We start from the raw sequence: 21158 nt of genomic DNA, 5'->3' as shown, positions 1-21158 counted from the left end.
GGCAAGAGTCGAATAACACCGAATTATCCGATTATTGCCTTGCTTAAAACGTTGGGCTTCACTTCGTTCAGCACCAACCTACGATTTAAAGCCCTACTTACGAGTTAAATATCCTGCTGTTTCACAAGCTCCAACTTTTGAGGATTACTGAGTTCTTCAATTAGAAAGTTGGCCCATTGGTTCGAATAAAGATAGCCTTCGAAACCTTCCACAAATCCAGAATACTGACCTTTAAATGCACGTTGTTCATCACGAGGTCTTGCTTCATAGTATTTCCAACACTTGGTGTGTAAGGCCATATTGAAACATGGTACTTTTTTGGCTACTAGCCCAACAACATTTTTAGGTCTTAATTTAAATGGATTTTCAACACCTTTAATAAAGGCAACAGCTCGCTCATAATTTGCAACTTCTGCATCACTCAATCTATTTACATTAATAAACTCTACAGCCATATCCGCTGATTTTGCATGATTACCTAATTTGGGAACCAAGAAAGCTCTTATACGATATTTTTGACTTTGAACAATATCATCATGAAGATCCCTCTTATATGTTTCCATATACTCTCTTACTATCTTGTAATTTTCTTTTTGAAGTTGTTTCAAGGCATCAATTTGAGATTGTTCTGAGATACGAGTTAGTTGCATCGCTATAGCAAGGCTAGCGGTTAAAGCATGTTCATCGCCGAACTCTTCAACCAACATCGTTTCAAAGTTACTTAAAGCGGATTGGCATTCACCACACACAGCTAAATCAATAGCAGGAAGACTTCTGTGCTCTATTTTATTTCTCAAGCCTATCAAAAACTTGATATTTGCTTTCTCTGGAGACTCAATGCCTTTCCAATATTCATCAATACACTCACTTAGCTCCCAAGCTTTCTCTTCTCCATCAATAAATAAAAACTCACCGTTCTGGTTCTTATGAAAATAATCGAACCCTCGTTTTTCGAAAATTGCATGCATCAATGCAGTGTATGCGATAACAATATTTACGATGAAACCATAGGTCTTAAATTCAGTGTAAGGGTTGTTATAAATCGAAACAGCTAATAATGCAAACTCTTTAGCTTTATGGATCAATATACCTTTAGTTGAATGATCTGCGGTTTGCTGTAGTTTTTGACTATGCACAGATCTGAATTCATCCTTACTCAAGAAGCAAATTCCTGAACTAGAATATTGCTCCCCATCTTTTTCTATATACTGATGCCATCTTTTTGATGGGTATGTTCTGCATGTATCTACTTTCCAACCAGTTGCCTCAGAGAGTTGAGCGATGGTAAATGACTCCCCTTGTTTTTCTTTATCAACCAAGAAGGAGTATGCCAAATCGACTTGCTTATATTTACCCATTCTTAACTCCCCTTACAATCCAGTATTTATGCTAGCCAGCACCATCTAAACCCAAATGAGTCATCATAGTTATGAAATAAGCTCATGTTGTCCAGATAAAATTGCTAAAGATAATTACACATTAAAATCGACTTTTTTGATTTAAATCATTTTAAGTGGAAAATAGTTTTCATTCTTTTCTGCAAATATCGTTAAACAATCTGGAACAAATCTTGCTGTATCCCCCCATCTTGATCCTGTCAACCGGTCACGAGGGCCCCCATGACACCGACCTTTATCAAAAGCAATGCCGCCGCCCAGCTCACCATGGCCGTCGAGGTGATGAATGAGCAGGGGGAGTTGCAGACCCAGCAGATCGCCTGTGAGCGCCCACTCACCGTCTACCTCAACTGGAAGGAGATAGTGACCCTGATGACGCTGGGGGCCCGCCCCGAGGCGCTGGTGCTGGGCTATCTCAAGAACCAGGGCTTTATCGAGGATATTTCGGCCATCGAATCGGTGATCGTCGACTGGGATAGCGAGGCCGCCGCCGTGGTCAGCAGCCAGCAGGCCGAGGATCTGGACAAGTCTCTCGAGAAGAAGACGGTCACCTCGGGCTGCGGCCAGGGCACCATGTATGGCAGCGTGATGAAGAAGCTCGAAGGAGTGGTGCTGCCCGCCCCCGAGCTTAAACAGAGCACCCTTTATGCCCTGCTCAAGGCGCTCTCCGCCCATAACGAAACCTACAAGATGGCTGGCGCCGTGCACGGCTGCGCCCTCTGCCGCGGAGCCGAGATCCTCTCCTTTGTCGAGGACGTGGGCCGCCACAATGCGGTGGATACCCTGGCCGGGGAGCTCTGGATGGCGGGCGATAGCGGCGCCGACAAGATCTTCTACACCACGGGGCGCCTCACCTCCGAGATGGTGATCAAGGTGGCGCAGATGGGCATTCCGGTGCTGCTGTCACGCTCCGGCGTCACCCAGATGGGGCTGGATCTCGCCCGCCAGCTCGGCATCACCATGATTGCCCGCGCCAAGGGGCGCCACTTCCAGGTCTTTACCGGCCAGCAGCATCTGGTGCTGGATGACAAACCGCCAGTGCTGCCCCAGGGGCCGTCCGGCCGTGGCCAGCGGGATTGAGCCCGGCCGATCATGAGCAAGATCCGTTTTCTACCCGCCATGCAACAGGCTGATGGACTGAACCATGAATGAGTTTATGAACGTCAAGCAGGTGGCCGAATACCTCGATCTCAACGAGAAGAAGGTCTATCAGCTGGCCAACGAGGCGCGCATCCCCGCCACCAAGGCCACCGGCAAGTGGCTGTTTCCGCGATCCCTGCTGGATCGCTGGCTGCTCGGCAGTTGCCACGAGGGGGTGATGAACGACCGGCTGCTGCTGGCAGGCTCGGACGACGTGCTGCTCCACTACGCCAGCAGCCGGTTGGCCCAGCAGCTTGGCACCCAAGCGCTGGTGGGGTACACCCCCTGCGGCACTCGCCAGGGACTGGCGATGCTGGCCCGCGGCCATGTGGATCTGTGCGCCATCCACTGGGGTCAGGCCGAAGAAGCCCACCTGCGCCACCCGGCGCTGGTGCAGCAGTATCAGGGCCATCGCCAATGGGTGATCGTTCATGGATTTCGCCGCGCCCAGGGGCTGGTACTGCGACGCGGGGCCAGACCGAGGGAGGCCCGAGAAACCCTGGAGTGGCGCTGGGCACTGCGCCAGGAGGGGGCCGGCAGCCAGCGGGCCCTGTTTGAGTGGCTGCAAACCCAGGGGGAGTCCCTGACCCGGATCGAGAGCACGGTGCAGGTCAACAGCGAACGGGAGCTAGCCGCCGCCATCAGCCGCGGCGATGCCGACGTGGGGCCGGGGGCCCAGAGCACGGCGACCGAGTTTGGCCTGGAGTTTATGCCGCTCTCCCAGGAGTGTTTCGATCTGGTGATGCCGCAGGGGGTCTTCTTTCGCAACCTGTTGCAGCAGCTGATCGGCTGGCTGCAATCCCCCGAGGGACGCGAGCTGGCCTCCCGCCTTGGCGGCTACGATCTGACCCAGACCGGCAAGCTGGTGTGGAGCCCGCAGTAGGGCCATCCGCTTTCGTCATCCCTTGCCACCACCATGAAAACGGGCCTGCCAGATTGGCAGGCCCGTCTGTTTGATGGAGTGAAAGACGCTTACCCTTCCTTTGGCCCTTCCCTTGGCCCGCCTTCTGGTGAACCTGCCTGCCCTGCGGCCGGCTCGTCCCCGGCGATATCGGGCTCACGCCCTTCCGCTCCCAGCGCGATGCGCCACCCCTCCAGCTGGTCTGGCTCGCGGCCGGCGGGCAGCAGGGCATGGCTGTGCAAGCGGATAGTAAAGCAGCTCCCCTCTCCCGGGGTGGAGTCCACCAACAGCTCCCCGCCCCAGCGACTGATGATGCGGTGGCTCAAGGCAAGCCCGAGACCTGTGCCGGTGGCGCGGGTGGTGAAGAAGGGGTCGAAGATCTTGTCCATGATGGCGGCCTCGATGCCGCTGCCGTTGTCGATGACTCGCACCTCGGCCCCCAGCAACTGGCCCGTTTCACTGTGCCAGTCGCGGCTCTCGACCCGGATCTGGCCCCGCTCGCCCAGGGCGTGACTGGCGTTGACCAGGAGGTTTATCAGCACCTGCAGCAACTGCTGGCGATCCGCCTCTATGGGTTGCTGGGCCTGCAGATCGGCCACCAGCTCCACCTGTTGCTGACGCAGGGCGGAGCGCACCAGGGTCAGGCTCTCCTCGATGATGGGATTGAGGTGCTGCCACACCGGCGCCGTCTCGTAATCGCCGGGGCGGGAGTATTGCAACAGGCTGCGGGTGATGGCGCGAATGCGCTCGATCTGGGTCAGCACCAGGGCCAGCTCCTCGCTGACGGGCTCGGCCGCCTCCCCCAGCTCCAGCTTCATCAGCTCCACGTTGCCGAGGATCACCGCGAGCGGGTTGTTGATCTCGTGGGCCACCCCGGCGCACAGCTCGCCGAGGGCCGCCAGCTTCTCGCTGATAAGCAGCTGCTGGCGCGCCTGGGTCAACATATGGATGTGCTCCTCGAGCTCAGCAGTCTTCTGCTCGAGGCTTCGGGTGCGCTCGGCCACCTTCTGCTCCAGCTCGTCGGCACTGCGGGCCATCTGCTGCTGATGAGCCTCCTGGCGGTCCAGCATGGCGTCAAACTGGCGCCCCAGCTGGGCCAGCTCGTGATCGGGATCGAGCGCCAGAGGCCCCACCCGGGCCGACTTGCCATATTGCACCTGGCGCACCACCCGGTGCATCCGCTCGATGGGGGTGAAGAGATCCCGTGCGCCGCGATAGACCAACAGGCCCGAGATAAACAACAGCAACACCACGCCGGAGCCGAGCTCCAGCAGGTTGGTGAGGTAGGTGCGGATAAAGGGCCACTCGAGAAAGCCGACATAGAGCATGCCGATCCGCTCGCCATTGGCCCCCAGCAGCGGCTCATAGCCAGAGACATACCAGGCGTCGTGCACGAAGGCGCGATCGATCCACACCTCCCCCCGCTCCAGCACCTGTTCGCGCACCGGGGCCGAGACCCGGGTGCCGAGCGCCCGCCCTATCTGGCGACTGCTGCTGGCGGGCACATTGGTGCTGACCCGCAGATCGCCGAGAAACAGGGTGACCGTGCCTATGCTCCCCTCCGGCAAGGTATTTTTGGCAAACACCTGGCTCTTGAGCTCGTCCACCAGCCGGGTACTGCCGTTGATAAGCTCGCCCCCCTCCAGCACGGCCCAGAGTGAGCCGTCCCGCGCCATCACGGGCGTCAGGGTCAGGCTGACCAGCCCCCGGGTCTCCTGGCCGTTGGCGGCGCTGTACTCCCTGTCCAGCACGGCGCGGCTGGCCAGGGCCGGCGAGTGGGCCAGCAACTGCTCCCGCGACCAGACCACGAAGTGGCTGATGCTGCGTCCCGTGCTCAGGGTGGCCCGCTGTTTCGGGGCCAGCTGATCCAGCTCGGCACCCGTGCGCAGGTGCAGAAAATCGAGGTCGTAGTTGGCCGCCAGCGGCATCACCCAGGATTGCAGCTCTGCCGGGTTCTGGCGCAGCTTGGTCTGGAAAGTCCAGGCATCGCGCAGGTGCTCCAGGTGCTCGGCCTGGCGCTGTTGCTGCACGCGCACCGCGTGATGGGCCACCCCGAGATCGCCGCGCACATTGGTGAGCAGGTTCTGCCAGCTGTAGGTGAGGGTCCAGTAGAGGGTGAGCCCCATCAGGCCCACCAGGGTGAGCATAATGGGCACGGAGGTGAGCAGCAGCAGGCGCCAGCGCACCTTGGTGCGCAGCCAGCGCGGGAGTTGGGTCCACCTCATGGCAGCCACCAGCGGCTCTTGGGGATCATTCGATGGCCCACTCCTTGAACTTGCGCTCCAGGGTCTTGCGCGCTACCCCCAGTACCCGGGAAGCGGCCGACTTGTTGCCATCAAAGCTTGCCACCACCTGCAGGATGTGGGCTTTTTCCACCTCAGCCAGCGGCCACTCCAGCGGATACCCCTCTTCCCCCTTGCCGGCAGCATTGTCAGGCTGGCTGCTGCGCCAATACTCGGCGGGGGGCTTGCCCAGCAACAGGCAGCGCTCGATAAGGTTGCGCAGCTCGCGCACGTTGCCGGGCCAGGGGTAGGCCTGCATCGCCACCACATCCTCGTGGGTCCAGTTCAGCGACCCCATCCCCATCTCGGCGGTGAGCTGGCGAGTGAAGTGGTGTACCAGGGCCGGGATGTCGTCGATCCGCTCGCGCAGGGGCGCCACCTGCAGGGCGACCACGTTGAGGCGGTAGAAGAGATCCTCGCGAAACCGCCCGGCATCCACCTCTGTCTTCAGGTTGCGGTTGGTGGCGGCCACGATGCGCACATCCACCGCCAGCTCCCGCTCGGCGCCGACCGGACGAATGGCCTTCTGCTCCAGCGCCCGCAGCAGGGAGGCCTGCATGGCGAGCGGCATCTCGCCGATTTCATCGAGAAAGAGGGTGCCCTGATGGGCAACCCTAAACAGACCGTCGCGCCCCTTGCGGGCGCCGGTGAAGGCCCCCTGCACATGGCCAAACAGCTCGCTTTCGAGCAGTTCGGGGGCGATGGCGGCGCAGTTGAGGGGTACGAAAGCCCCCATGCGGCCGGAGAGCTGATGCAGGGCCCGGGCCACCAGCTCCTTGCCGGTGCCGGACTCCCCCTCCACCAACACGGCGGCGTTGGAGGGAGCCACCCTGGCAATGAGCGTCTTGAGCTCGCAGGTCTTGGCGCTGTCACCGATCAGGGTGGGGGGAAAGAGCTTGCTCACCTCCCGGCGCAGCAACAGGTTCTCCCGCTCCATCTGGCGGCGCTCGATCACCCGGTCCACCGCCTGGATCATCTGTTCCAGATTGAACGGCTTGAGGATGAAATCGCTGGCACCGAGACGCAGCGCCTTGAGGGCGGTCTCCATGTCGCCAAAGCCGGTCATGAAGATGATGTCGCTGCGGCGGGTACCGGGATCGACCGCCTCGTGCCACTCAATGCCGGAGCGGCCCGGCAATCGGATATCGGCGATGATGAGATCGAAATGGAGGCGGCTGCGCAGGGCTTCGGCCTCTTCCACGCTGGCGGCCGTCTCGATTTGGGCGAAGCGCTTGGCCAGTGCCTTGGCCAGAAAGCTGCGCATGCCGGGTTCATCGTCCACGATGAGCAGGGAGAGGGCGGACCAGCGGTTGAGCGGGGCTGTCATGAAAAAAATTCCTCAAATGCACTCAAGGTCGGAGAATGTCCCGATAGTCGGAACGCGAGTGAGACATTTTGTCCTACCCGGAGCGAAGCACCAATACCAATTAGTAAATAACGCCCGTCAGATAATCTGAAAAGATACAATAAACTGCTGTTTTCACTCAGCAAAAGATGAAAAAAGGGGGGCGTGGAACATGTTTGGCACCCTGTTTGCTAGTCAGAGGCCTCCCATTCACCCGAACGAGTTGCATCACCATGACCCTGAATGCCAATTTGAAACGTGCCGCGCTCTCCCTGTGCGCCGCCCTGCTGCTGACTACGGCCGCCCAGGCCGAGAGTCCGAAACCGCCGGTTCGCCTCGCTACCACCACCAGCACCGAGCAGTCCGGCCTGCTGGGCTGGTTGCTGCCAAAATTCACCGCCGAGACCGGCTACCCGGTGCAGGTGATGGCCGCCGGTACCGGCCAGAGCCTGAAGATGGGGGAAAACGGCGACGCCGATCTGGTGATGACCCACGCTCCTTCCGCCGAGAAGGCCTTCGTCGATGCCGGCTTTGGCATCAATCCAACCCCTCTGATGTATAACGACTTCGTTATCGTGGGTCCGATCAAGGATCCGGCGGGTCTGGGTCAGATCAAGGATGCCGCCAAGGGACTGCAGGCCATCAAGGAGAAGGGCCAGACCTTCATCTCCCGCGGTGACGAGTCCGGCACCCACATCAAGGAGAAGACCCTGTGGCAGGCCGCTGACGTCAAACCCGAGTTTGCCGGTTACAAATCCATCGGCCAGGGCATGGGCCCGACCCTCACCATGGCCTCCGAGCTTGGCGCCTACACCCTGACCGACCGCGGTACCTGGCTCGCCTACCAGAGCAAGCTGGATCTCGCCGTGCTGCTGGAAGGGGACAAGCGTCTGTTCAACCCCTATCAGGTGATCCTGGTCAACCCGGCCCGTTATCCCGACCTCAACACCGACGGCGCCCGCGCCCTGCAAAACTGGCTGGTCTCCGACCACGGCCAGAAGCTGATCGGTGACTTCAAGGTGGCCGGTCAGGCCCTGTTCGTGGCCGATGCCAACGGGAAGTGATGACCTCCCTGTGTGATATGAGGGGGGCTCTGCCCCCCTGTCGGGGAGCGCGCTGATGCCGACGCTCCTCGACACGACTCTGGCGGCCCTCGCCCTGCTGTTCAGCGGTGATAGCGAACTGTGGCAGGTGGTGGGGGTCTCGTTTTCCGTCTCCGGGCTCGCCCTGCTGCTGGTGCTGCTGCCGGCCTTGCTGCTGGGCTTTGCCCTGGCCTACCTGCCGCTGCCCGGCCGCTGGCTCTGGCTCTCCTGCATCAATACCCTGCAATCGGTACCGACCGTGGTGATTGGCCTCCTGCTCTACATGCTGCTGTCGCGGGCCGGCCCCTTCGGCGACTGGAAGATGCTGTTCACCCAGCAGGCGATGGTGGTGGGCCAGATGCTGATCGCCTTCCCCGTCATCGCCACCATGGCCCACGCCGCCTTTATCCAGAGCGATCGCCGCGCCTGGGAAACAGCCCTCACCCTGGGGGTTTCCTGGCCCAAGGCGCTGCTCGGCCTGATGCACGAGTGCCGCTTTGGCCTGCTGGCGGCGGTGATCGGCGCCTTCAGCCGCATCGTCACCGAGGTGGGCTGCTCCATGATGGTGGGGGGCAATATTCTCCACTTTACCCGCAACATCCCCACCGCCATCGCGCTGGAGACCCAGAAGGGCGCCTTTACCCAGGGGGTGGCGCTCGGCATAGTGCTGCTCAGTCTGGCGCTGTTGCTCAACCTGCTGCTGACCGCCTGCCGCGGCCACAGCTATCTGAAGAATTGAGAAAGAGGTTCCCCTTGTTGCTGACCGCTGACGGAGCCCGCCCATGGCCCTGACCGCCCATCACCTTTCCATGTGCTTTGGCGAACGCCAGCTGTTCGAGATCGAGCGGCTCGCCATCGCCCGCGGGGACACCATCTGGCTGCACGGCGCCAACGGCGTGGGCAAGACCACCTTGCTCAAGATCCTGGCCGGCCTGCTGCGCCCCACCCGGGGCCACACCAATCTGCCCGGCCGCTGGCAACGCCGGCTCAACCAGCTGCTCAAGCGGGACGTGGGCCCCGGTCGGGTCACCTATCTGCACCAGACCCCCTACATGTTCGATCGCAGCGTGCACGACAACATCGCCTGGGCGCTTGGCAAACAGGCGGAGAGCGAGATCCGGGTGTTCGAGGCATTGCGCCGGGTCGAGCTGGAGGGGCTGGCCCGGGAGCACATCAGCATTCTCTCCGGCGGCGAGCGCCAGCGTCTGGCCATGGCGCGGGCCTGGGCGCTGCAACCCGCCTTTTTGCTGATGGATGAACCCACCGCCAACCTGGACACACATTCGGTTGCCCTGATGGCCGCATTGGCGCAAGATCTGCGGGAACATGGCTGCGGCCTGGTGGTTATCAGCCACCAGAGCAACGCCCTGACCGATCTGTGCGAGCGAGAGTGGACCCTCGCTCGCGGTCAACTGCAAGAGACCACCCCTTTAAAAATCATCGAGCGACATGACTTCAAGAAGCGAACCCCACTCTGACCCCTTCCCCGTTTCGGCCGTGATCCTGGCCGGTGGCCGCGCCACCCGCATGGGGGGCGAAGACAAGGGATGGGTCCAGCTGGCGGGCCGTCCCCTCATCGACCACGTGTTGTGCCGGCTGCGCCCCCAGGTCGACGAGATCCTGATCAACGCCAACCGCAACCAGCCCCGCTACCAGGCGCTGGCCCCCGTCATCAGCGATGACAACGACGACTATCTGGGCCCGCTGGCGGGCATGCAGGTGGGCCTGGCCGCCGCCCGCCACGACTGGGTGCTGTTCGTCCCCTGCGATGGCCCGGCCCTGCCCCTTGATCTGATGAGCCGCTTTCGCGCCGCACTCACCCCGACCACCGAACTGGTGGTGGCCCATGACGGCGACTGGCTGCAACCCGTGGTGGCGCTGCTGCACAAATCCCTGCTCCCCTCCCTCAGCCAGGCCCTGGCCGAGGGGGAGCGCAAGATAGATATCTGGTTCGCTCGCCACCAGATGGCGGTGGTGAGCTTTGCCGATCAGCTGGATGCCTTCATCAACCTCAACAGCCCGGCCGAACTGGCCGCCTACGAGACGCGCCTGCTGACCCCGGCCACCGAATCCCAACAAGGAGCCGCCCAATGACCCCAGCCCCAACCCTCCCCCTGCTTGGCTTCGCCGCCTGGAGCGGGACCGGCAAGACCACCTTGCTGGAACAGCTGATCCCCCTGCTGGTGGCACGGGGCCTGCGCCTCGGGGTGCTCAAGCACGCCCACCACGACTTCGATATCGATCAGCCGGGCAAGGACAGCCATCGCCTGCGCAAGGCAGGGGCCAGCCAGATGATGGTCGCCTCCCGCCGCCGCCATGCACGCATTATTGAGACCGAGCTGGCAGAGGCCGATTTTCGCGAGCTACTGGCCAGTTTCGATCAGACCAGCCTCGATCTGCTGCTGGTGGAAGGGTTCAAACACGAGCACTTCCCCAAGATAGAGCTGCATCGGGCGGCGATCGGCAAGCCTCTGCTGTTCCCCGACGACAGGGACATCATCGCCGTGGCAAGCGATCAACCGGCAGACACCACCCTGCCCAGGCTCGACATCAATGATCTCGATGCCATCGCCGACTTCGTCTGTGACTACCTGGCAGGCTGCCAGACCCGGGAGCAGGGTGCCGGCAACGGCTTCCTGTCGGTCGAGGCCGCCCGCGACACCATACTGGCGGCCCTGACGCCGAGCAGTGGCAGCACCCTCACGCCGCTGACGCAGTGCCACGGTGCCGTGCTGGCCGCCGATCTGGTGAGCCCCATCAATGTGCCGCCCCACGCCAACTCGGCGATGGACGGGGTGGGGCTGCGCAGTGACGATCTCGCCGCCGGCCGCTGGCAACTGGTGGGGGAAGTGCTGGCAGGCCAGCAGCGCCACGAGCCGGTGCTGGCGGGTCAGGCGGTGCAGATCATGACGGGCGCCCCCGTGCCTCCCGGGGTCGATACAGTGGTGATGCGCGAAGAGACGGTGATGGCCGATGGCTGGGTCACCATTCAGGCCCCCATCAAGGCGGGGCAGAACGTGCGCCAGGCCGGAGAGGATCTGGCCAAAGGGGCCGTTGCCATCCCGGCCGGTACTCGCCTCGGCGCCCCCCAGCTCGGGCTCGCTGCCTCTTTGGGTCAGGCCGCCCTGCCGGTGCGCACGCCCCTCAAGGTCGCCCTGTTCAGCACCGGGGACGAGGTGCAGGCCCCGGGCGAAACGCTCGCTCCCGGCCACATCTTTGACAGCAACCGCTTCACCCTGATGGCACAGATCCGCGGCGCCGGCTGTGAGGTGATGGATCTTGGCATCATCCCCGATGATCAGGCCGTGCTGCGCCAGCGCCTCGCCGAGGCGGCCGCCAGCGCCGATCTGGTGCTGAGCTCGGGGGGCGTCTCGGTGGGCAACGCCGACTACATCAAGGGGGTGCTGGCAGAGCTGGGCCACATTGATTTTTGGCGCATCCAGATGCGCCCCGGCCGCCCGCTGGCCTTTGGCAAGCTGGGGGATACCCCCTTCTTCGGCCTGCCAGGCAACCCGGTGGCCGCCATGATCTGCTTCCTGCTGTTTGTCGAGCCCGCCATCGCCCGCCTGCAGGGGCGCAGCTGGCAACCGCTGCGCCTGTCGGCCCTGGCGAGCGAGCGGATGAAAAGCCGCCCGGGGCGCACCGAGTTTCTGCGCGGCGTCTTCCATCAGGATGGCAATGGAGAGCTTCGGGTGCGCACCACAGGCCCCCAGGGCTCAGGCATCCTGAGCTCCATGAGCGATGCCAACTGCCTCATCGAAATCGTGCCTTCCCAACCCGGGATCGCCATCGGGGAGCGGGTCTGGATCCACCCGCTCCAGGGCCGACTGGCCTGAGAAAGCGCGGGGCCCGCAGCAGGGAGGAGCCGGGCCCCGCCATCAACCTGATACGAGACTGACAGTGCGTCTTGATACTCCCCTCTCCCGCCTCGACATCCTGGTCTATGGCCACTATCGCATCGTCCACGGCCTGCGCATCGCGCTCGCCTTCATGCTTACCTTCCTGCTGACCCGCGAGCTGGAACTGCCCGAAAGCACCTGGCCCCTCATCACCCTGGTGGTGGTGATGGGACCCATCTCCTTTTGGGGTAATGTGCTGGCCCGCGCCCTGCAACGGGTCATCGGCACTATCTTCGGCGCCAGCTGCGGTGTGGTGGCACTCTATCTGGAGATCTACTCCCTGCCGCTGACCCTGGCCTGGTGCGGCGCCATCATGTTCCTGTGCGGCTATCTGGCGCTGGGCAAGCGCCCCTATGTGGGGCTGCTCATCGGCATCACCCTGGCAGTCACCATCGGAGCCCAGCCGGGGGAGATCCAGACCGCCCTGTGGCGCAGCGGCGACGTGGTGCTCGGCTCCCTGCTGGCGCTGCTGTTTTGCAGCATCTATCCCCAGCGCGCCTACAGCCACTGGCGACTGCAGATGCACCAGATCCTGCAGCAATCCGGTCGCCTCTATCACACCCACCTCTCCCCCAACGTGCTGGAGCGACCCAGGCTCAAGCAGAGTCACTCCAAGCTGCTGGCCACCATGGTCGGGCTGCGCCCCCTGCTGGCTCCGGCGGCCAAGGAGACCCGCCTCGGTGCCTCGCTGTTCGAGGCGGTGCAGACCAGCATGCGCAACCTGCTCTGCACCCTGGAGATGCTGGCCAACACCTACTGGAACGATCGCCAGAGCCACTTTCTGATGCAGAGCACGGCCCAGCTGCAGGCCTGTCACCAGGCCACCGAGGAGGTGCTCCACCAGCTCTCCCTGATGGTGAAAAGCGGCGATGGCCGCGGCGCCGAGGCCGCCATCGCCCGGCTGCACCAGGTGGCTCGCGAGATAGCCCTGCCCGCCAACGACGAAGCAGCCATCAATGGCTACCTCTGGCTCAATGTCCAGCTGACCGAACAGCTCACCCATCTGCGCCGCCTGCTGGGGCTGATCCTCACCCCGCCCCACCGCAAGCAGACCCGCTAGTCACCATGCAAAACGCCCCGCAACAGCGGGGCGTTTTCTTGTCGGGCCAGGTGCCCGCTTGTCGGCTCGTGCCGGGATCAGGCGGCGGCTTTCTGGGCAGCGCTCATCTTCTCCAGCTCGGCCTGGCTCAGGGTCGACACCAGACGGCCATCGAGGTAGATATCCAGCTGCTCGCCGCGCTTTTCACCGCGCATCATGCTGCTGCGACCATCCAGATAGTGCACCTCCATCTGGGCGGTGGTCTCGTCCAGGTAGCTTATCTCCACTTCGCTCACCCCTTGCGGCAACATGGCCAGCGGCACCGTCTTGAGGGAGGAGTCCAGATGCTGGTTCACCTTGATCACCGCATCCAGCTTCTGATCCACCAGGGCCGGCGACTTGCCGGTGATGGGGTTCTTGCCAGTCCAGAATTCGATGGTGTTGAACACGAACAGATCGGCGGTGGCCGCCAGACCATAGACAGGGGAGAGCAGGATGAAGACGCCGGCGCGGCCGTAGCGGTTATCCACCACACTCAGGTTGCCCTTGGTCACCATGCTGGATAGACCCATCTGCCCCATGCAGCCACTCAGCCCCATGGTTGCAACCACTGCCAACAGGGCCATTGCCCGCCCTTTGCGTTGTAACGCCATCTTGTTCTTCTCCTGCTCCGGATTAATGAGGACGCAAGCCTAATCAAGCCATGGCAGGAGGACAATTCTCAATCAGGAGGCGATACAGGAGGCGTTCAGATTGAGGGGCTGACCGATGTTTTTTTGGTCAGCCCTCAATCCGGAGACGGGATCAGATAGCGAGATCCGAGACGGTGCGGGAGACGTTGTTCGCCTCCCGGCGGATCTCGCTCATCACCTGGTTGACCTCGCCGACCTGCTGCTTGCCAAGCTCGGCGCTGTCGGCCACCCCGCTCATCTCGGCGGTGACCCGGCTGGTCAGATCTCGATTGTTCTGCACTACCTTGGCAATCTCGTCGGTCGAGAGAGAGGTGCGCGCCGCCAACTGGCGAACCTCGTCGGCCACCACGGCAAAGCCTCGCCCCTGATCCCCGGCCCGGGCCGCCTCGATGGCCGCGTTGAGGGCCAGCAGATTGGTCTGATCGGCAATGCTGCTGATGGTGGCGACGATGGCCTCTATGCTGCGCGACTGCTCGTTGAGCCGATTGATGAGCTCTATGCTGTGAGCAAGCTGGCTGGCGATCAGGTTCGAGGTATCGACCACCCCAGAGAGCAGGCTCGCTCCCCGCTCGGCACAGCTCAGGGTCTCGTGCGCCGCATCATGGGCCAGCATGGTGGCCTCGCGCACGGCGTGGCTCTTGTTGATCCGCTCCGTGATATCGCTGGCAAACTTGATCACTTTCACCACCTTGCGCCGCTCGTCCAGGATCGGGTTGTAGGTTGCCTCCAGCCACACCTTGTCACCCTGGCTGTTCAGGCGGCAGAAGAGGCCGGACTTGAACTGGCCACGGCCCAGCTCATCCCAGAAGTGGGGCTGCTCGCGCAAGAACGCATCGTCACAGAAGAGGCTGTGATGCTTGCCCTTGAGCTGCGCCAGGGTATAGCCCATGGTGTGCAGGAAGTTGCTGTTGGCAGTCAGCACCTCCCCTTGCGGGGAGAACTCGATGACAGCCAGGGAGCGCTCGAGGGCCGACGCCACCGCCTGTTGGCTCTGCAACTTCAGTTGCTGCTCGGTCACGTCGCTGGCTATCTTGATCACCCGGGTCACGACACCCCGCAGTTTGACCGGAAAATAGGTCGCCTCCAGCCACACCGGCTCGCCCCGCCGGTTGAGGCGCATAAATACCCCGGAGCGGGTGCGCCCCTGCTTGAGATCGGCCCAGAACTGCTGGTATTCGGTACTCTGGGCATAGTGACTATCGCAAAACATCTTGTGATGCTGACCGACCACTTCTGACTCGGCAAAACCCATCACGTCGAGGAAGAGATCGTTGGCCGCCAGCACAGTGCCGTCCGGCGTGAAGGTGATGGTGGCCACGCTGCCATGCACCGCCTCGAAAAATCCCTGCTGCTCCAGCAGCTGCTCCCGGCACTGCTGCAGCTCGGCTTTCAGTTTGCTATTGAACATCGAAAATTATCCTCCAGACTGGCCCCACCCGGCCAAACCACTCAGTGGATATCGCAATGGATAGAGAAGAGGGTGGCAATTTGTTCCATGAGCATAGTTGCCCCCTCACCCCGGTACCTTGCCTGCAAGGTCGTGCCAACCGTCAGCGCCACGGGAAACAAGGGGGAGCTTGATACCTCATATTGCGGGCGATTGCCACTCCATATAGGCCGGATTGGCAACAAAACCGATCCGCTCGTAGAGAGGACGCCCGGCATCGCTGGCATGCAGCCACACCTTGCCAAGCCCCATTGCCCGGGCATGGGCCGTCATGGCGTCGAGCAGAGCGGTGGCGATCCCCCGTGCTCGCCACGCCGGCAGGGTATACATGTTGAGCAGATAAGCCTCCCTGCCCGCCAGATTGCCGGGATAGGGCGGGCGCACGAACAACGCCAGGGTACCGGCGGCCACTATCTGATGATCGAACTCCGCTACCCAGGAGAGGGCGCTCCCCTCCTCACTGGCACGGGTGAAATAATCCAGGGTGGCGTGAAAGAGAGAAGGATCCGTGTCGGGTGAGATGAGCTCCCCCACCTCGCAAAACAGCGCCATGCGCAGCCTCACCAAAGCGGGAATGTCCGCCGCTCTTGCCTGACGAATGTTCATCTCTTTCTCCTTGCCACCCGATCTTGCCTGGTGCCTCTTGCGCCCGCGCCATCATGACAAAGAGCGCCTGATGGCGCCCTTTGTCATGGCAGAAGTGTGAGAAAGGTCACCCCCTGCGTCTGCTCAGCCAGCTATCCAGGCTCAGGCTGCCGCCCCCCCAGATCACCAGCGTCAGCAACATCCAGCCCCACAACTGGTGATCGTGAAAGCCCCCGGCCCACAATGCCGGATAGGAGATCACCGCCATGATGTTGAAGCCAGACAGCAGCAGGGCAACCGGACGAGTCAGCAGGCCGGCCAGCAGAAACAGCGGCAGCACCAGCTCCGCCGCCGTGCCCAGCCAGGCCGCCCACAGCCAGGGCAGCAGGGGCACCTGATACTCGAATTCGAACAGATAGAGGGTGGAGTCCCAGCTCGTCAGCTTGAGCCAGCCTGCGTTGAAAAACACCAAGGCCACCCAGCATCTGGCCAGCAACAACACGACACCGGTCAGCCAGCCGGGTAACTCCCGATCGCCCAGCGCGATCGGCATCCATTTGTTTGCCATCATGGCAACACCTCCACGTCGACCAGCAGGCCAAGGGTGATCAGGCGAGCCAGATGTTCGCTCGCCCCGGGATCCTCTTCAAACAGCTCAATCAACCGCCGACCCGTGAGGCCCCCCTGCAACAGGGACCACTCACCGGCGGCCAGCGACAGCGGCATCACCCGGCAGTCAGGCTGCTTCTTGAGCGCCAGCCAGGCCGGCGCATCGAGCGCCGTCACCTCCGCCCCCTCATGAATGGCCATCTGCCAGAGATCCAGCACCGGATAATCGCTCGCCATCAGCAACAGATCGCTGGCAGGCAGGCACACCAGCCTCTCCCAGTCGTGCTCACTCAGGATGGCGATACGGTCAGCGGGCCAGCTGCAGGAGTCGAGCGGGAGCAGACTCCCCCGCTCCAGCAACCACTCGAAACGGGCCAGTTCCCCGAGCCAGGGCAGGGCCGCCGTGGTCGGCAGGGCGGCCAGCCAGTCGGCAAAACCGGCGCCATAGTGCATCACGCTTCCCTCCTCCAGCGGCTCGGCCAGCACGAAACCGCGGGCCGCGGCGACAAAGAACTCCTCCCCCACCATGGCCTTGACCGCGGGATAGCTGCTGGCGAGCACCTCGCCAAGGCTCAGGATGAAGTGGTTGCGATAAACCTGCAGTACCGACTCGGCCGAAAAGAGCCGCGACGAGATATGGGGCGCAATCCCCTTCGCCTCCCCCAGCAGGCCCTCGGCAAACAGCTGTTGCACCTGCGCCAGCTCAGCCATGACACACCTCCCGGGCGGCCGTCACGGTTTGCGCCTGCGCCAGTATGTCGCTGGCCCGTTGGGCCTCTGCCAACAATTGCGGCAGCGGCGGGATCGCCAGATCCCATTCGATCAGGGTCGGAATGGCCCGCTGGCGGCAAATATCGCGGTAAAGTTCCCAGACCGGGGCAACCACGGGGGCGCTGTGGGTATCTATGTAAAGAGAGCCCTCGGGCAGCTTTTTCTCGGTAAACCCGGCCAGGTGGATCTCGCCCACTGTGTCGAGGTCGATGGCCGCCAGGTAGTCGTCACAGGAAAAGCCGTGGTTGAAGGCACTGACGTAGAGATTGTTGAGATCGAGCAGGATGCCGCAGCCGCTGCGCCGCTGCAGCTCGGCCAGAAACGTCCATTCGCTCATCTCGCCCGCCAGTTGCAGGTAGGAAGAAGGGTTCTCGATGAGCAGTTGGCAACCCAGGGTCTGCTGCACCTGCTGGATCTTGTCGCTCATCCTGGCCAGCGCCTCCCGGGTATAGGGCACTGGCAGCAAATCATTGAAATAACGCCCGTCTATGCTGCCCCAACTCAGATGCTCGGACACCCTGACCGGCTTGATGGCCGCAACCAGCTCCGCAAGCTGCTGAAGGTGGCGTCGGTCGAGCGGATCGGCCGAGCCCAGGGACATGCCGACCCCGTGCAGACTGACGGGATAGTGCCCGGCCAGCTCGCTTAGTACCTGAAAGCCGTGGCTGTGGCGCTCGAAGTAATTTTCACTGTGAACCTCCAGCCAGCCGACTGCCGGCAGTGTCTGCCGGATCCCGTCGTAATGGGGGGTTCTCAATCCGATTCCAATCAAAGGATTCATGGCAACACTCGCTTTCACCTGCCAGAGAGAACGCAGGGGGCCGAAGCCCCCTGCCGCATGGCGCTTACTTGGGTTGCAGCGAACCGCCGACCAGCTTCTCGCACAGCCCTTTTGGCATCACCACGAAGGCATCACCCATGGCGTCTTCCTTGGCCGTACCGGCGCAAGAGCTGGTCTTGGTGGCGCAATCATTCTTGCTGGCCTTGACCACGCCGTAGCATTTCTCCTTCGCCTCGGCCGCCATCGCCGGGGCCGCGATGAACTGGGTTCCGAGTACCAGCAAGCCAGTCATGGCAGAGGCAATGGCAGTGCTTTTTTTAACGTTCATGTTGCTATTCCTTGTTGTTGAGTGTGATGTCTCCAGCCTGTCGTGACCGGTTACCTGCAATAGAACCGGCGTGGCGGGCAAAAGATTTCAAAAAAAATGCAAAACAGAGACATCTACAAAAAACACAATAAGCAACACGCTGTTTTTAAAGGGATATTCAGATTATTTATCGTTCCGGGCCGTTAACAAAAAGGCGGCACCCGAGGTGCTGGCATTACCATCGGGAAGGTAAATAGAGTTGCCTCCCCGGCCATCCCAAAACGAGTCTGCCAGCACATCCTGGCAAGCACAGTGCGAATAGAGGTCACAAGGTAAAACGAACGGACAAGATGAAACATACGGGAAAGCGCCGAACGATCAGCGCTTTCAAAGATAACCGGCCAGCCGGTTTACTTGCGGGTTGTAGTGGTTGAGGCACTTGTGCTCCGGGGTGAGCAGTTGCCCGGGCGAGCGACCGGTAAAGAAGTGACAGCTCTTGATGAAATGGGGCTGATCGCAATACCCCTGCTCCAGCAGGGTATCGAGCGACGGAGCGCCCGATAGCAGCTGGCGCAGCGCTCTTTGAAAGCGGGCGGTACGCAGAAAATAGCGGGCATCCACCCCGACATGGTTGCGCAAGCGCCGCTGAAAGGTGCGCGGGCTCATCCCCAGTTGCTGCTGCAACTCGGTAGCCGGCGTGCCGTAATAGAGCCGCTCTATGGCTCGCACCAGCGCAAGATCCCGCTCCAAGCGCCTTGCGACTCGCTGGCGTAGCCAGTGGCCCAATGCCCCATGCCCCTGCTCTACCAAGGGCTCAACCTCAGGGGCAACAATCCCCAGCTCATCGAGCGACAGCACCTGATCGCAAAGATGCTCCATAGGCACGCCAAACAGGTCGAAGCAGGCCGAAGAGCGCAGCCGCAGCCCCAGCAGATGAATTTGACCATGGGCGGCAAAGCGCAGGCGTACATGCCGCGGGCAGAGCAACACGGCCACCCCCGTGGCCACGGCAACTGTGCGGGGCAAACCTGATGGCGAGAGGCTCGTGATGGTAAGGGGATCCCCCAGATTGAACAGGATCTCGGCTCCGGTGCCGGGGAAGATCTCCGGCATCGGCTGGTGTTGGTCAAGGCGCCACTCCCAACCTTGCGCCAACCAGGGGGCCAGATCGGGAGCGGGCTGAAATTTACGGCACTGCATGATGGAAGGCGATGTTTCTCACTGGCTCGGTTCAGACGCGGACAGGAAGAGGGTATCACCGCTGACATGATTGAGACAGGGATGGCGATCGAAGCGCACCACGCCGATCTCCATGCGCCCTGCAGCCGCCTCGACCATACCAGCAACCCCCAGGTGGCCGAACCCGGCGCACAGCTCCACCGCCCGGATCCCCTCCCGATATAGCTCGTCGAGCAGTTCACTGCCTCCCTGGTAATCGGGCACGGCGATCGTCTTCACATGGACCTTATCCGTCTTGACCCAGGAGGTGTGCTCGGCAGGATCTGCCCCCGGGGCGACGAAGATGAATGCGGCCTTGAAAATATCGGACATATAAAAAGCTCCTCGGATGAATGAGTCGCCACTCTACCCAGGATCCCGCAGGCCGGATTGTACCGCTGCGCCACTCGCACGCCTCTACCAGACATAGATCCAAACGCTTCAAGGGCGCCATACAGACCTCATTTCGCCCTTTTGGAGGCTATTTGCGCTTCCAGAGGCCATAAATGCAAAAGAGACAGCCGAAGCTGTCTCTTTTGTCATCAAGGTGGGGCCTTAGTAGAAGATCCGGTTGCCCCGCTCACTCATCTTGAGCCATACCGGCTTGGTGCTGGTTTTGCTCCAGATCCGGTGCAGATAGCTGTAAAAGCGCGCACGATCGCGACGAAACAACATCACGGGAAACGCCAGGATGCCAACCAGCAGCACAAAGGTGCGACGAAGAATAATCTGAGTCAGGGAATAAGGATGAAACATGATATGACGCCTCACTGGTAAGACCACTGGGTAAAGATTACTCCACAATTTGTAGGATTACTACATCAATTTGTTCATTTTTTCTCAATTAATGCACCATAAATGACAAATTGGAATTAAGTTACATTGCTTAACCTAAAAGCAACAAAAGCTGACAAAACAGCCACCCTTGACCAGAGTTAATATGCTGGTCGTCAAAATGGAGTTGGTACGATGAAACCCGCAGAAGTGGTGATGATTGGGATCATGGGCATCTTGCTCTGGTCAGAGTGGCAGGAGTGGCAACTGAACCGGGATGACGCCATCGAGCTCGCCTACAAGGGCGCTCCCGCCGTCAGCGTATGGCAATGCGGCACCCTGAAACAGCGAATGGCGGATATAGATGCGCACAGGGCAGACATACAGTTTCAATATCGGGGACAGGATATGACGGAGGTGACTCACTACCTGCAGCGCGAGTGGAAGCAGATGGGCTGCGAACAGCTGCTGATGCAACAAGGGTATTGAGCTTGGATCGATTATCGCGGCATGGTGCGATAAAGATAAGACAGGAAGAAGATGGAGGCACGTTCCGGAGTCGAACCGGACTAAACGGATTTGCAATCCGCTGCATAACCGCTTTGCTAACGCGCCATGCTGACAAGACTGATTGTCTTGAGAGTGATATCCATCGTTGGTGCGATGGAAGATTGGAGCGGGAAACGAGACTCGAACTCGCGACCCCGACCTTGGCAAGGTCGTGCTCTACCAACTGAGCTATTCCCGCGTCACTGCTTTCTTGCCAGTTGCCTGACAACGAGGCGCATTATACGTACCCCGAGCGTCAGCACAACCCTTTTTTCGCACTTTTAACCCCGCCCGCGACTGTTTGCTCAGGGTTTAAACGGGTTGCTGAAATTTTCCCCGT

At 61.1% G+C, this 21158-nt stretch carries 22 protein-coding genes and 2 tRNA genes; 9 read left to right on the top strand and 15 right to left on the bottom strand.

What is annotated here, in order from left to right; translation table 11 throughout:
• Nucleotides 1–104: 104 nt before the first annotated feature.
• On the bottom strand, nucleotides 105–1358 hold the full coding sequence (locus tag BN1123_RS00240; RefSeq protein ID WP_042024804.1) for a DUF3644 domain-containing protein: 1254 nt from the start codon (nucleotides 1356–1358) through the stop codon (nucleotides 105–107).
• Between the two features lie 261 nt (nucleotides 1359–1619).
• Between BN1123_RS00240 and BN1123_RS00235 the strand changes: the two genes are divergently transcribed.
• Nucleotides 1620–2477: a formate dehydrogenase accessory sulfurtransferase FdhD gene (locus BN1123_RS00235; RefSeq protein ID WP_042024803.1), complete on the top strand. Its 858-nt coding sequence runs from the start codon at nucleotides 1620–1622 to the stop codon at nucleotides 2475–2477.
• Between the two features lie 76 nt (nucleotides 2478–2553).
• Nucleotides 2554–3420, top strand: a complete 867-nt coding sequence (locus BN1123_RS00230) for a helix-turn-helix transcriptional regulator (protein WP_026458090.1) — start codon at nucleotides 2554–2556, stop codon at nucleotides 3418–3420.
• An 89-nt stretch (nucleotides 3421–3509) separates the two neighbouring features.
• Here BN1123_RS00230 and BN1123_RS00225 read toward each other — a convergent pair whose 3' ends face one another.
• Nucleotides 3510–5663 carry a sensor histidine kinase gene (locus tag BN1123_RS00225; RefSeq protein WP_042024892.1) on the bottom strand — a complete coding sequence of 718 codons (2154 nt, stop codon included), beginning with the start codon at nucleotides 5661–5663 and terminating at the stop codon, nucleotides 3510–3512.
• A 25-nt stretch (nucleotides 5664–5688) separates the two neighbouring features.
• On the bottom strand, nucleotides 5689–7047 hold the full coding sequence (locus BN1123_RS00220) for a sigma-54-dependent transcriptional regulator (protein WP_042024801.1): 1359 nt from the start codon (nucleotides 7045–7047) through the stop codon (nucleotides 5689–5691).
• Between the two features lie 251 nt (nucleotides 7048–7298).
• On the opposite strand from BN1123_RS00220, the gene BN1123_RS00215 reads away from it, so the two are divergent.
• The 6 genes from BN1123_RS00215 (at nucleotide 7299) to BN1123_RS00190 (ending at nucleotide 13106) form a co-directional block, all read left to right on the top strand.
• Nucleotides 7299–8129 (top strand): ABC transporter substrate-binding protein, encoded by an 831-nt coding sequence (locus BN1123_RS00215; RefSeq protein WP_042024800.1) that lies wholly within the window; start codon nucleotides 7299–7301, stop codon nucleotides 8127–8129.
• Between the two features lie 55 nt (nucleotides 8130–8184).
• Nucleotides 8185–8886 carry an ABC transporter permease gene (locus BN1123_RS00210; protein ID WP_042024799.1) on the top strand — a complete coding sequence of 234 codons (702 nt, stop codon included), beginning with the start codon at nucleotides 8185–8187 and terminating at the stop codon, nucleotides 8884–8886.
• Between the two features lie 43 nt (nucleotides 8887–8929).
• Nucleotides 8930–9625: an energy-coupling factor ABC transporter ATP-binding protein gene (locus BN1123_RS00205; RefSeq protein ID WP_042024798.1), complete on the top strand. Its 696-nt coding sequence runs from the start codon at nucleotides 8930–8932 to the stop codon at nucleotides 9623–9625.
• Nucleotides 9597–10241: a molybdenum cofactor guanylyltransferase MobA gene (gene mobA, locus BN1123_RS00200; RefSeq protein ID WP_042024797.1), complete on the top strand. Its 645-nt coding sequence runs from the start codon at nucleotides 9597–9599 to the stop codon at nucleotides 10239–10241. Before BN1123_RS00205 ends, mobA begins: the two co-directional genes overlap by 29 nt.
• Complete coding sequence (locus BN1123_RS00195) at nucleotides 10238–11983, top strand: bifunctional molybdopterin-guanine dinucleotide biosynthesis adaptor protein MobB/molybdopterin molybdotransferase MoeA (protein WP_042024796.1); 1746 nt, start codon at nucleotides 10238–10240, stop codon at nucleotides 11981–11983. The genes mobA and BN1123_RS00195 overlap by 4 nt, the downstream gene beginning before the upstream one ends.
• 64 nt (nucleotides 11984–12047) lie before the next feature.
• Nucleotides 12048–13106 (top strand): FUSC family protein, encoded by a 1059-nt coding sequence (locus tag BN1123_RS00190; protein ID WP_042024795.1) that lies wholly within the window; start codon nucleotides 12048–12050, stop codon nucleotides 13104–13106.
• Between the two features lie 77 nt (nucleotides 13107–13183).
• Here BN1123_RS00190 and BN1123_RS00185 read toward each other — a convergent pair whose 3' ends face one another.
• From BN1123_RS00185 to BN1123_RS00140, 10 genes are all read right to left on the bottom strand, one after another.
• Entirely contained in the window at nucleotides 13184–13738 is a 555-nt protein-coding gene (locus tag BN1123_RS00185) for a DUF3332 domain-containing protein (RefSeq protein WP_042024794.1), read from the bottom strand.
• A gap of 151 nt (nucleotides 13739–13889) precedes the next feature.
• Nucleotides 13890–15185 (bottom strand): methyl-accepting chemotaxis protein, encoded by a 1296-nt coding sequence (locus BN1123_RS21940; RefSeq protein WP_042024793.1) that lies wholly within the window; start codon nucleotides 15183–15185, stop codon nucleotides 13890–13892.
• A gap of 177 nt (nucleotides 15186–15362) precedes the next feature.
• A complete protein-coding gene (locus BN1123_RS00175; RefSeq protein ID WP_042024792.1) occupies nucleotides 15363–15830 on the bottom strand; it encodes a GNAT family N-acetyltransferase in 468 nt (155 codons plus the stop codon).
• Nucleotides 15831–15936: 106 nt separating this feature from the next.
• Nucleotides 15937–16380: a DoxX family protein gene (locus tag BN1123_RS00170; protein WP_042024791.1), complete on the bottom strand. Its 444-nt coding sequence runs from the start codon at nucleotides 16378–16380 to the stop codon at nucleotides 15937–15939.
• The gene (locus BN1123_RS00165) at nucleotides 16377–17129 is read right to left on the bottom strand and encodes an HvfC/BufC N-terminal domain-containing protein (protein WP_042024790.1); all 753 of its coding nucleotides are present in this window, start codon (nucleotides 17127–17129) and stop codon (nucleotides 16377–16379) included. Before BN1123_RS00165 ends, BN1123_RS00170 begins: the two co-directional genes overlap by 4 nt.
• Entirely contained in the window at nucleotides 17122–17970 is an 849-nt protein-coding gene (gene bufB, locus BN1123_RS00160) for an MNIO family bufferin maturase (protein WP_042024789.1), read from the bottom strand. The genes BN1123_RS00165 and bufB overlap by 8 nt, the downstream gene beginning before the upstream one ends.
• A 64-nt stretch (nucleotides 17971–18034) precedes the next feature.
• The gene (locus BN1123_RS00155) at nucleotides 18035–18298 is read right to left on the bottom strand and encodes a BufA1 family periplasmic bufferin-type metallophore (RefSeq protein ID WP_026457179.1); all 264 of its coding nucleotides are present in this window, start codon (nucleotides 18296–18298) and stop codon (nucleotides 18035–18037) included.
• A 366-nt stretch (nucleotides 18299–18664) separates the two neighbouring features.
• Complete coding sequence (locus tag BN1123_RS00150; protein ID WP_224212400.1) at nucleotides 18665–19477, bottom strand: helix-turn-helix domain-containing protein; 813 nt, start codon at nucleotides 19475–19477, stop codon at nucleotides 18665–18667.
• Nucleotides 19478–19495: 18 nt separating this feature from the next.
• Nucleotides 19496–19828: a DUF6506 family protein gene (locus BN1123_RS00145; RefSeq protein ID WP_042024787.1), complete on the bottom strand. Its 333-nt coding sequence runs from the start codon at nucleotides 19826–19828 to the stop codon at nucleotides 19496–19498.
• A 222-nt stretch (nucleotides 19829–20050) separates the two neighbouring features.
• Nucleotides 20051–20251: a YbfA family protein gene (locus tag BN1123_RS00140; RefSeq protein ID WP_042024786.1), complete on the bottom strand. Its 201-nt coding sequence runs from the start codon at nucleotides 20249–20251 to the stop codon at nucleotides 20051–20053.
• Between the two features lie 213 nt (nucleotides 20252–20464).
• Here BN1123_RS00140 and BN1123_RS00135 point away from each other — a divergent pair, with 213 nt between their 5' ends.
• Nucleotides 20465–20758, top strand: a complete 294-nt coding sequence (locus tag BN1123_RS00135; protein WP_042024785.1) for a hypothetical protein — start codon at nucleotides 20465–20467, stop codon at nucleotides 20756–20758.
• A gap of 52 nt (nucleotides 20759–20810) precedes the next feature.
• Here BN1123_RS00135 and BN1123_RS00130 read toward each other — a convergent pair.
• A tRNA-Cys gene (locus BN1123_RS00130) sits at nucleotides 20811–20884 on the bottom strand.
• A 57-nt stretch (nucleotides 20885–20941) separates the two neighbouring features.
• Nucleotides 20942–21017: transfer RNA gene (locus BN1123_RS00125), tRNA-Gly, on the bottom strand.
• Nucleotides 21018–21158 lie beyond the last annotated feature (141 nt).

Origin of the sequence: Aeromonas enteropelogenes (assembly GCF_000819845.1) — a bacterium.
Lineage (GTDB): Bacteria > Pseudomonadota > Gammaproteobacteria > Enterobacterales > Aeromonadaceae > Aeromonas > Aeromonas enteropelogenes.
Note: the sequence above shows the minus strand (reverse complement) of the source record. Positions and strands in the feature narration are given on the sequence as shown.

What these genes read in the sequence shown, in the direction of transcription:
- BN1123_RS00170 (WP_042024791.1), bottom strand. Translation starts at nt 16,380, where the DNA reads ATGATGGCAAACAAATGGATGCCGATCGCGCTGGGCGATCGGGAGTTA.
- BN1123_RS00240 (WP_042024804.1), bottom strand. Translation starts at nt 1,358, where the DNA reads ATGGGTAAATATAAGCAAGTCGATTTGGCATACTCCTTCTTGGTTGAT.
- BN1123_RS00140 (WP_042024786.1), bottom strand. Translation starts at nt 20,251, where the DNA reads ATGTTTCATCCTTATTCCCTGACTCAGATTATTCTTCGTCGCACCTTT.
- BN1123_RS00150 (WP_224212400.1), bottom strand. Translation starts at nt 19,477, where the DNA reads ATGCAGTGCCGTAAATTTCAGCCCGCTCCCGATCTGGCCCCCTGGTTG.
- BN1123_RS00220 (WP_042024801.1), bottom strand. Translation starts at nt 7,047, where the DNA reads ATGACAGCCCCGCTCAACCGCTGGTCCGCCCTCTCCCTGCTCATCGTG.
- BN1123_RS00215 (WP_042024800.1), top strand. Translation starts at nt 7,299, where the DNA reads ATGACCCTGAATGCCAATTTGAAACGTGCCGCGCTCTCCCTGTGCGCC.
- BN1123_RS00145 (WP_042024787.1), bottom strand. Translation starts at nt 19,828, where the DNA reads ATGTCCGATATTTTCAAGGCCGCATTCATCTTCGTCGCCCCGGGGGCA.
- BN1123_RS00185 (WP_042024794.1), bottom strand. Translation starts at nt 13,738, where the DNA reads ATGGCGTTACAACGCAAAGGGCGGGCAATGGCCCTGTTGGCAGTGGTT.
- BN1123_RS00175 (WP_042024792.1), bottom strand. Translation starts at nt 15,830, where the DNA reads ATGAACATTCGTCAGGCAAGAGCGGCGGACATTCCCGCTTTGGTGAGG.
- BN1123_RS00155 (WP_026457179.1), bottom strand. Translation starts at nt 18,298, where the DNA reads ATGAACGTTAAAAAAAGCACTGCCATTGCCTCTGCCATGACTGGCTTG.
- BN1123_RS00165 (WP_042024790.1), bottom strand. Translation starts at nt 17,129, where the DNA reads ATGGCTGAGCTGGCGCAGGTGCAACAGCTGTTTGCCGAGGGCCTGCTG.
- BN1123_RS00195 (WP_042024796.1), top strand. Translation starts at nt 10,238, where the DNA reads ATGACCCCAGCCCCAACCCTCCCCCTGCTTGGCTTCGCCGCCTGGAGC.
- BN1123_RS00230 (WP_026458090.1), top strand. Translation starts at nt 2,554, where the DNA reads ATGAACGTCAAGCAGGTGGCCGAATACCTCGATCTCAACGAGAAGAAG.
- BN1123_RS00205 (WP_042024798.1), top strand. Translation starts at nt 8,930, where the DNA reads ATGGCCCTGACCGCCCATCACCTTTCCATGTGCTTTGGCGAACGCCAG.
- BN1123_RS00225 (WP_042024892.1), bottom strand. Translation starts at nt 5,663, where the DNA reads ATGAGGTGGACCCAACTCCCGCGCTGGCTGCGCACCAAGGTGCGCTGG.
- BN1123_RS00135 (WP_042024785.1), top strand. Translation starts at nt 20,465, where the DNA reads ATGAAACCCGCAGAAGTGGTGATGATTGGGATCATGGGCATCTTGCTC.
- BN1123_RS00210 (WP_042024799.1), top strand. Translation starts at nt 8,185, where the DNA reads ATGCCGACGCTCCTCGACACGACTCTGGCGGCCCTCGCCCTGCTGTTC.
- mobA (WP_042024797.1), top strand. Translation starts at nt 9,597, where the DNA reads ATGACTTCAAGAAGCGAACCCCACTCTGACCCCTTCCCCGTTTCGGCC.
- bufB (WP_042024789.1), bottom strand. Translation starts at nt 17,970, where the DNA reads ATGAATCCTTTGATTGGAATCGGATTGAGAACCCCCCATTACGACGGG.
- BN1123_RS21940 (WP_042024793.1), bottom strand. Translation starts at nt 15,185, where the DNA reads ATGTTCAATAGCAAACTGAAAGCCGAGCTGCAGCAGTGCCGGGAGCAG.
- BN1123_RS00235 (WP_042024803.1), top strand. Translation starts at nt 1,620, where the DNA reads ATGACACCGACCTTTATCAAAAGCAATGCCGCCGCCCAGCTCACCATG.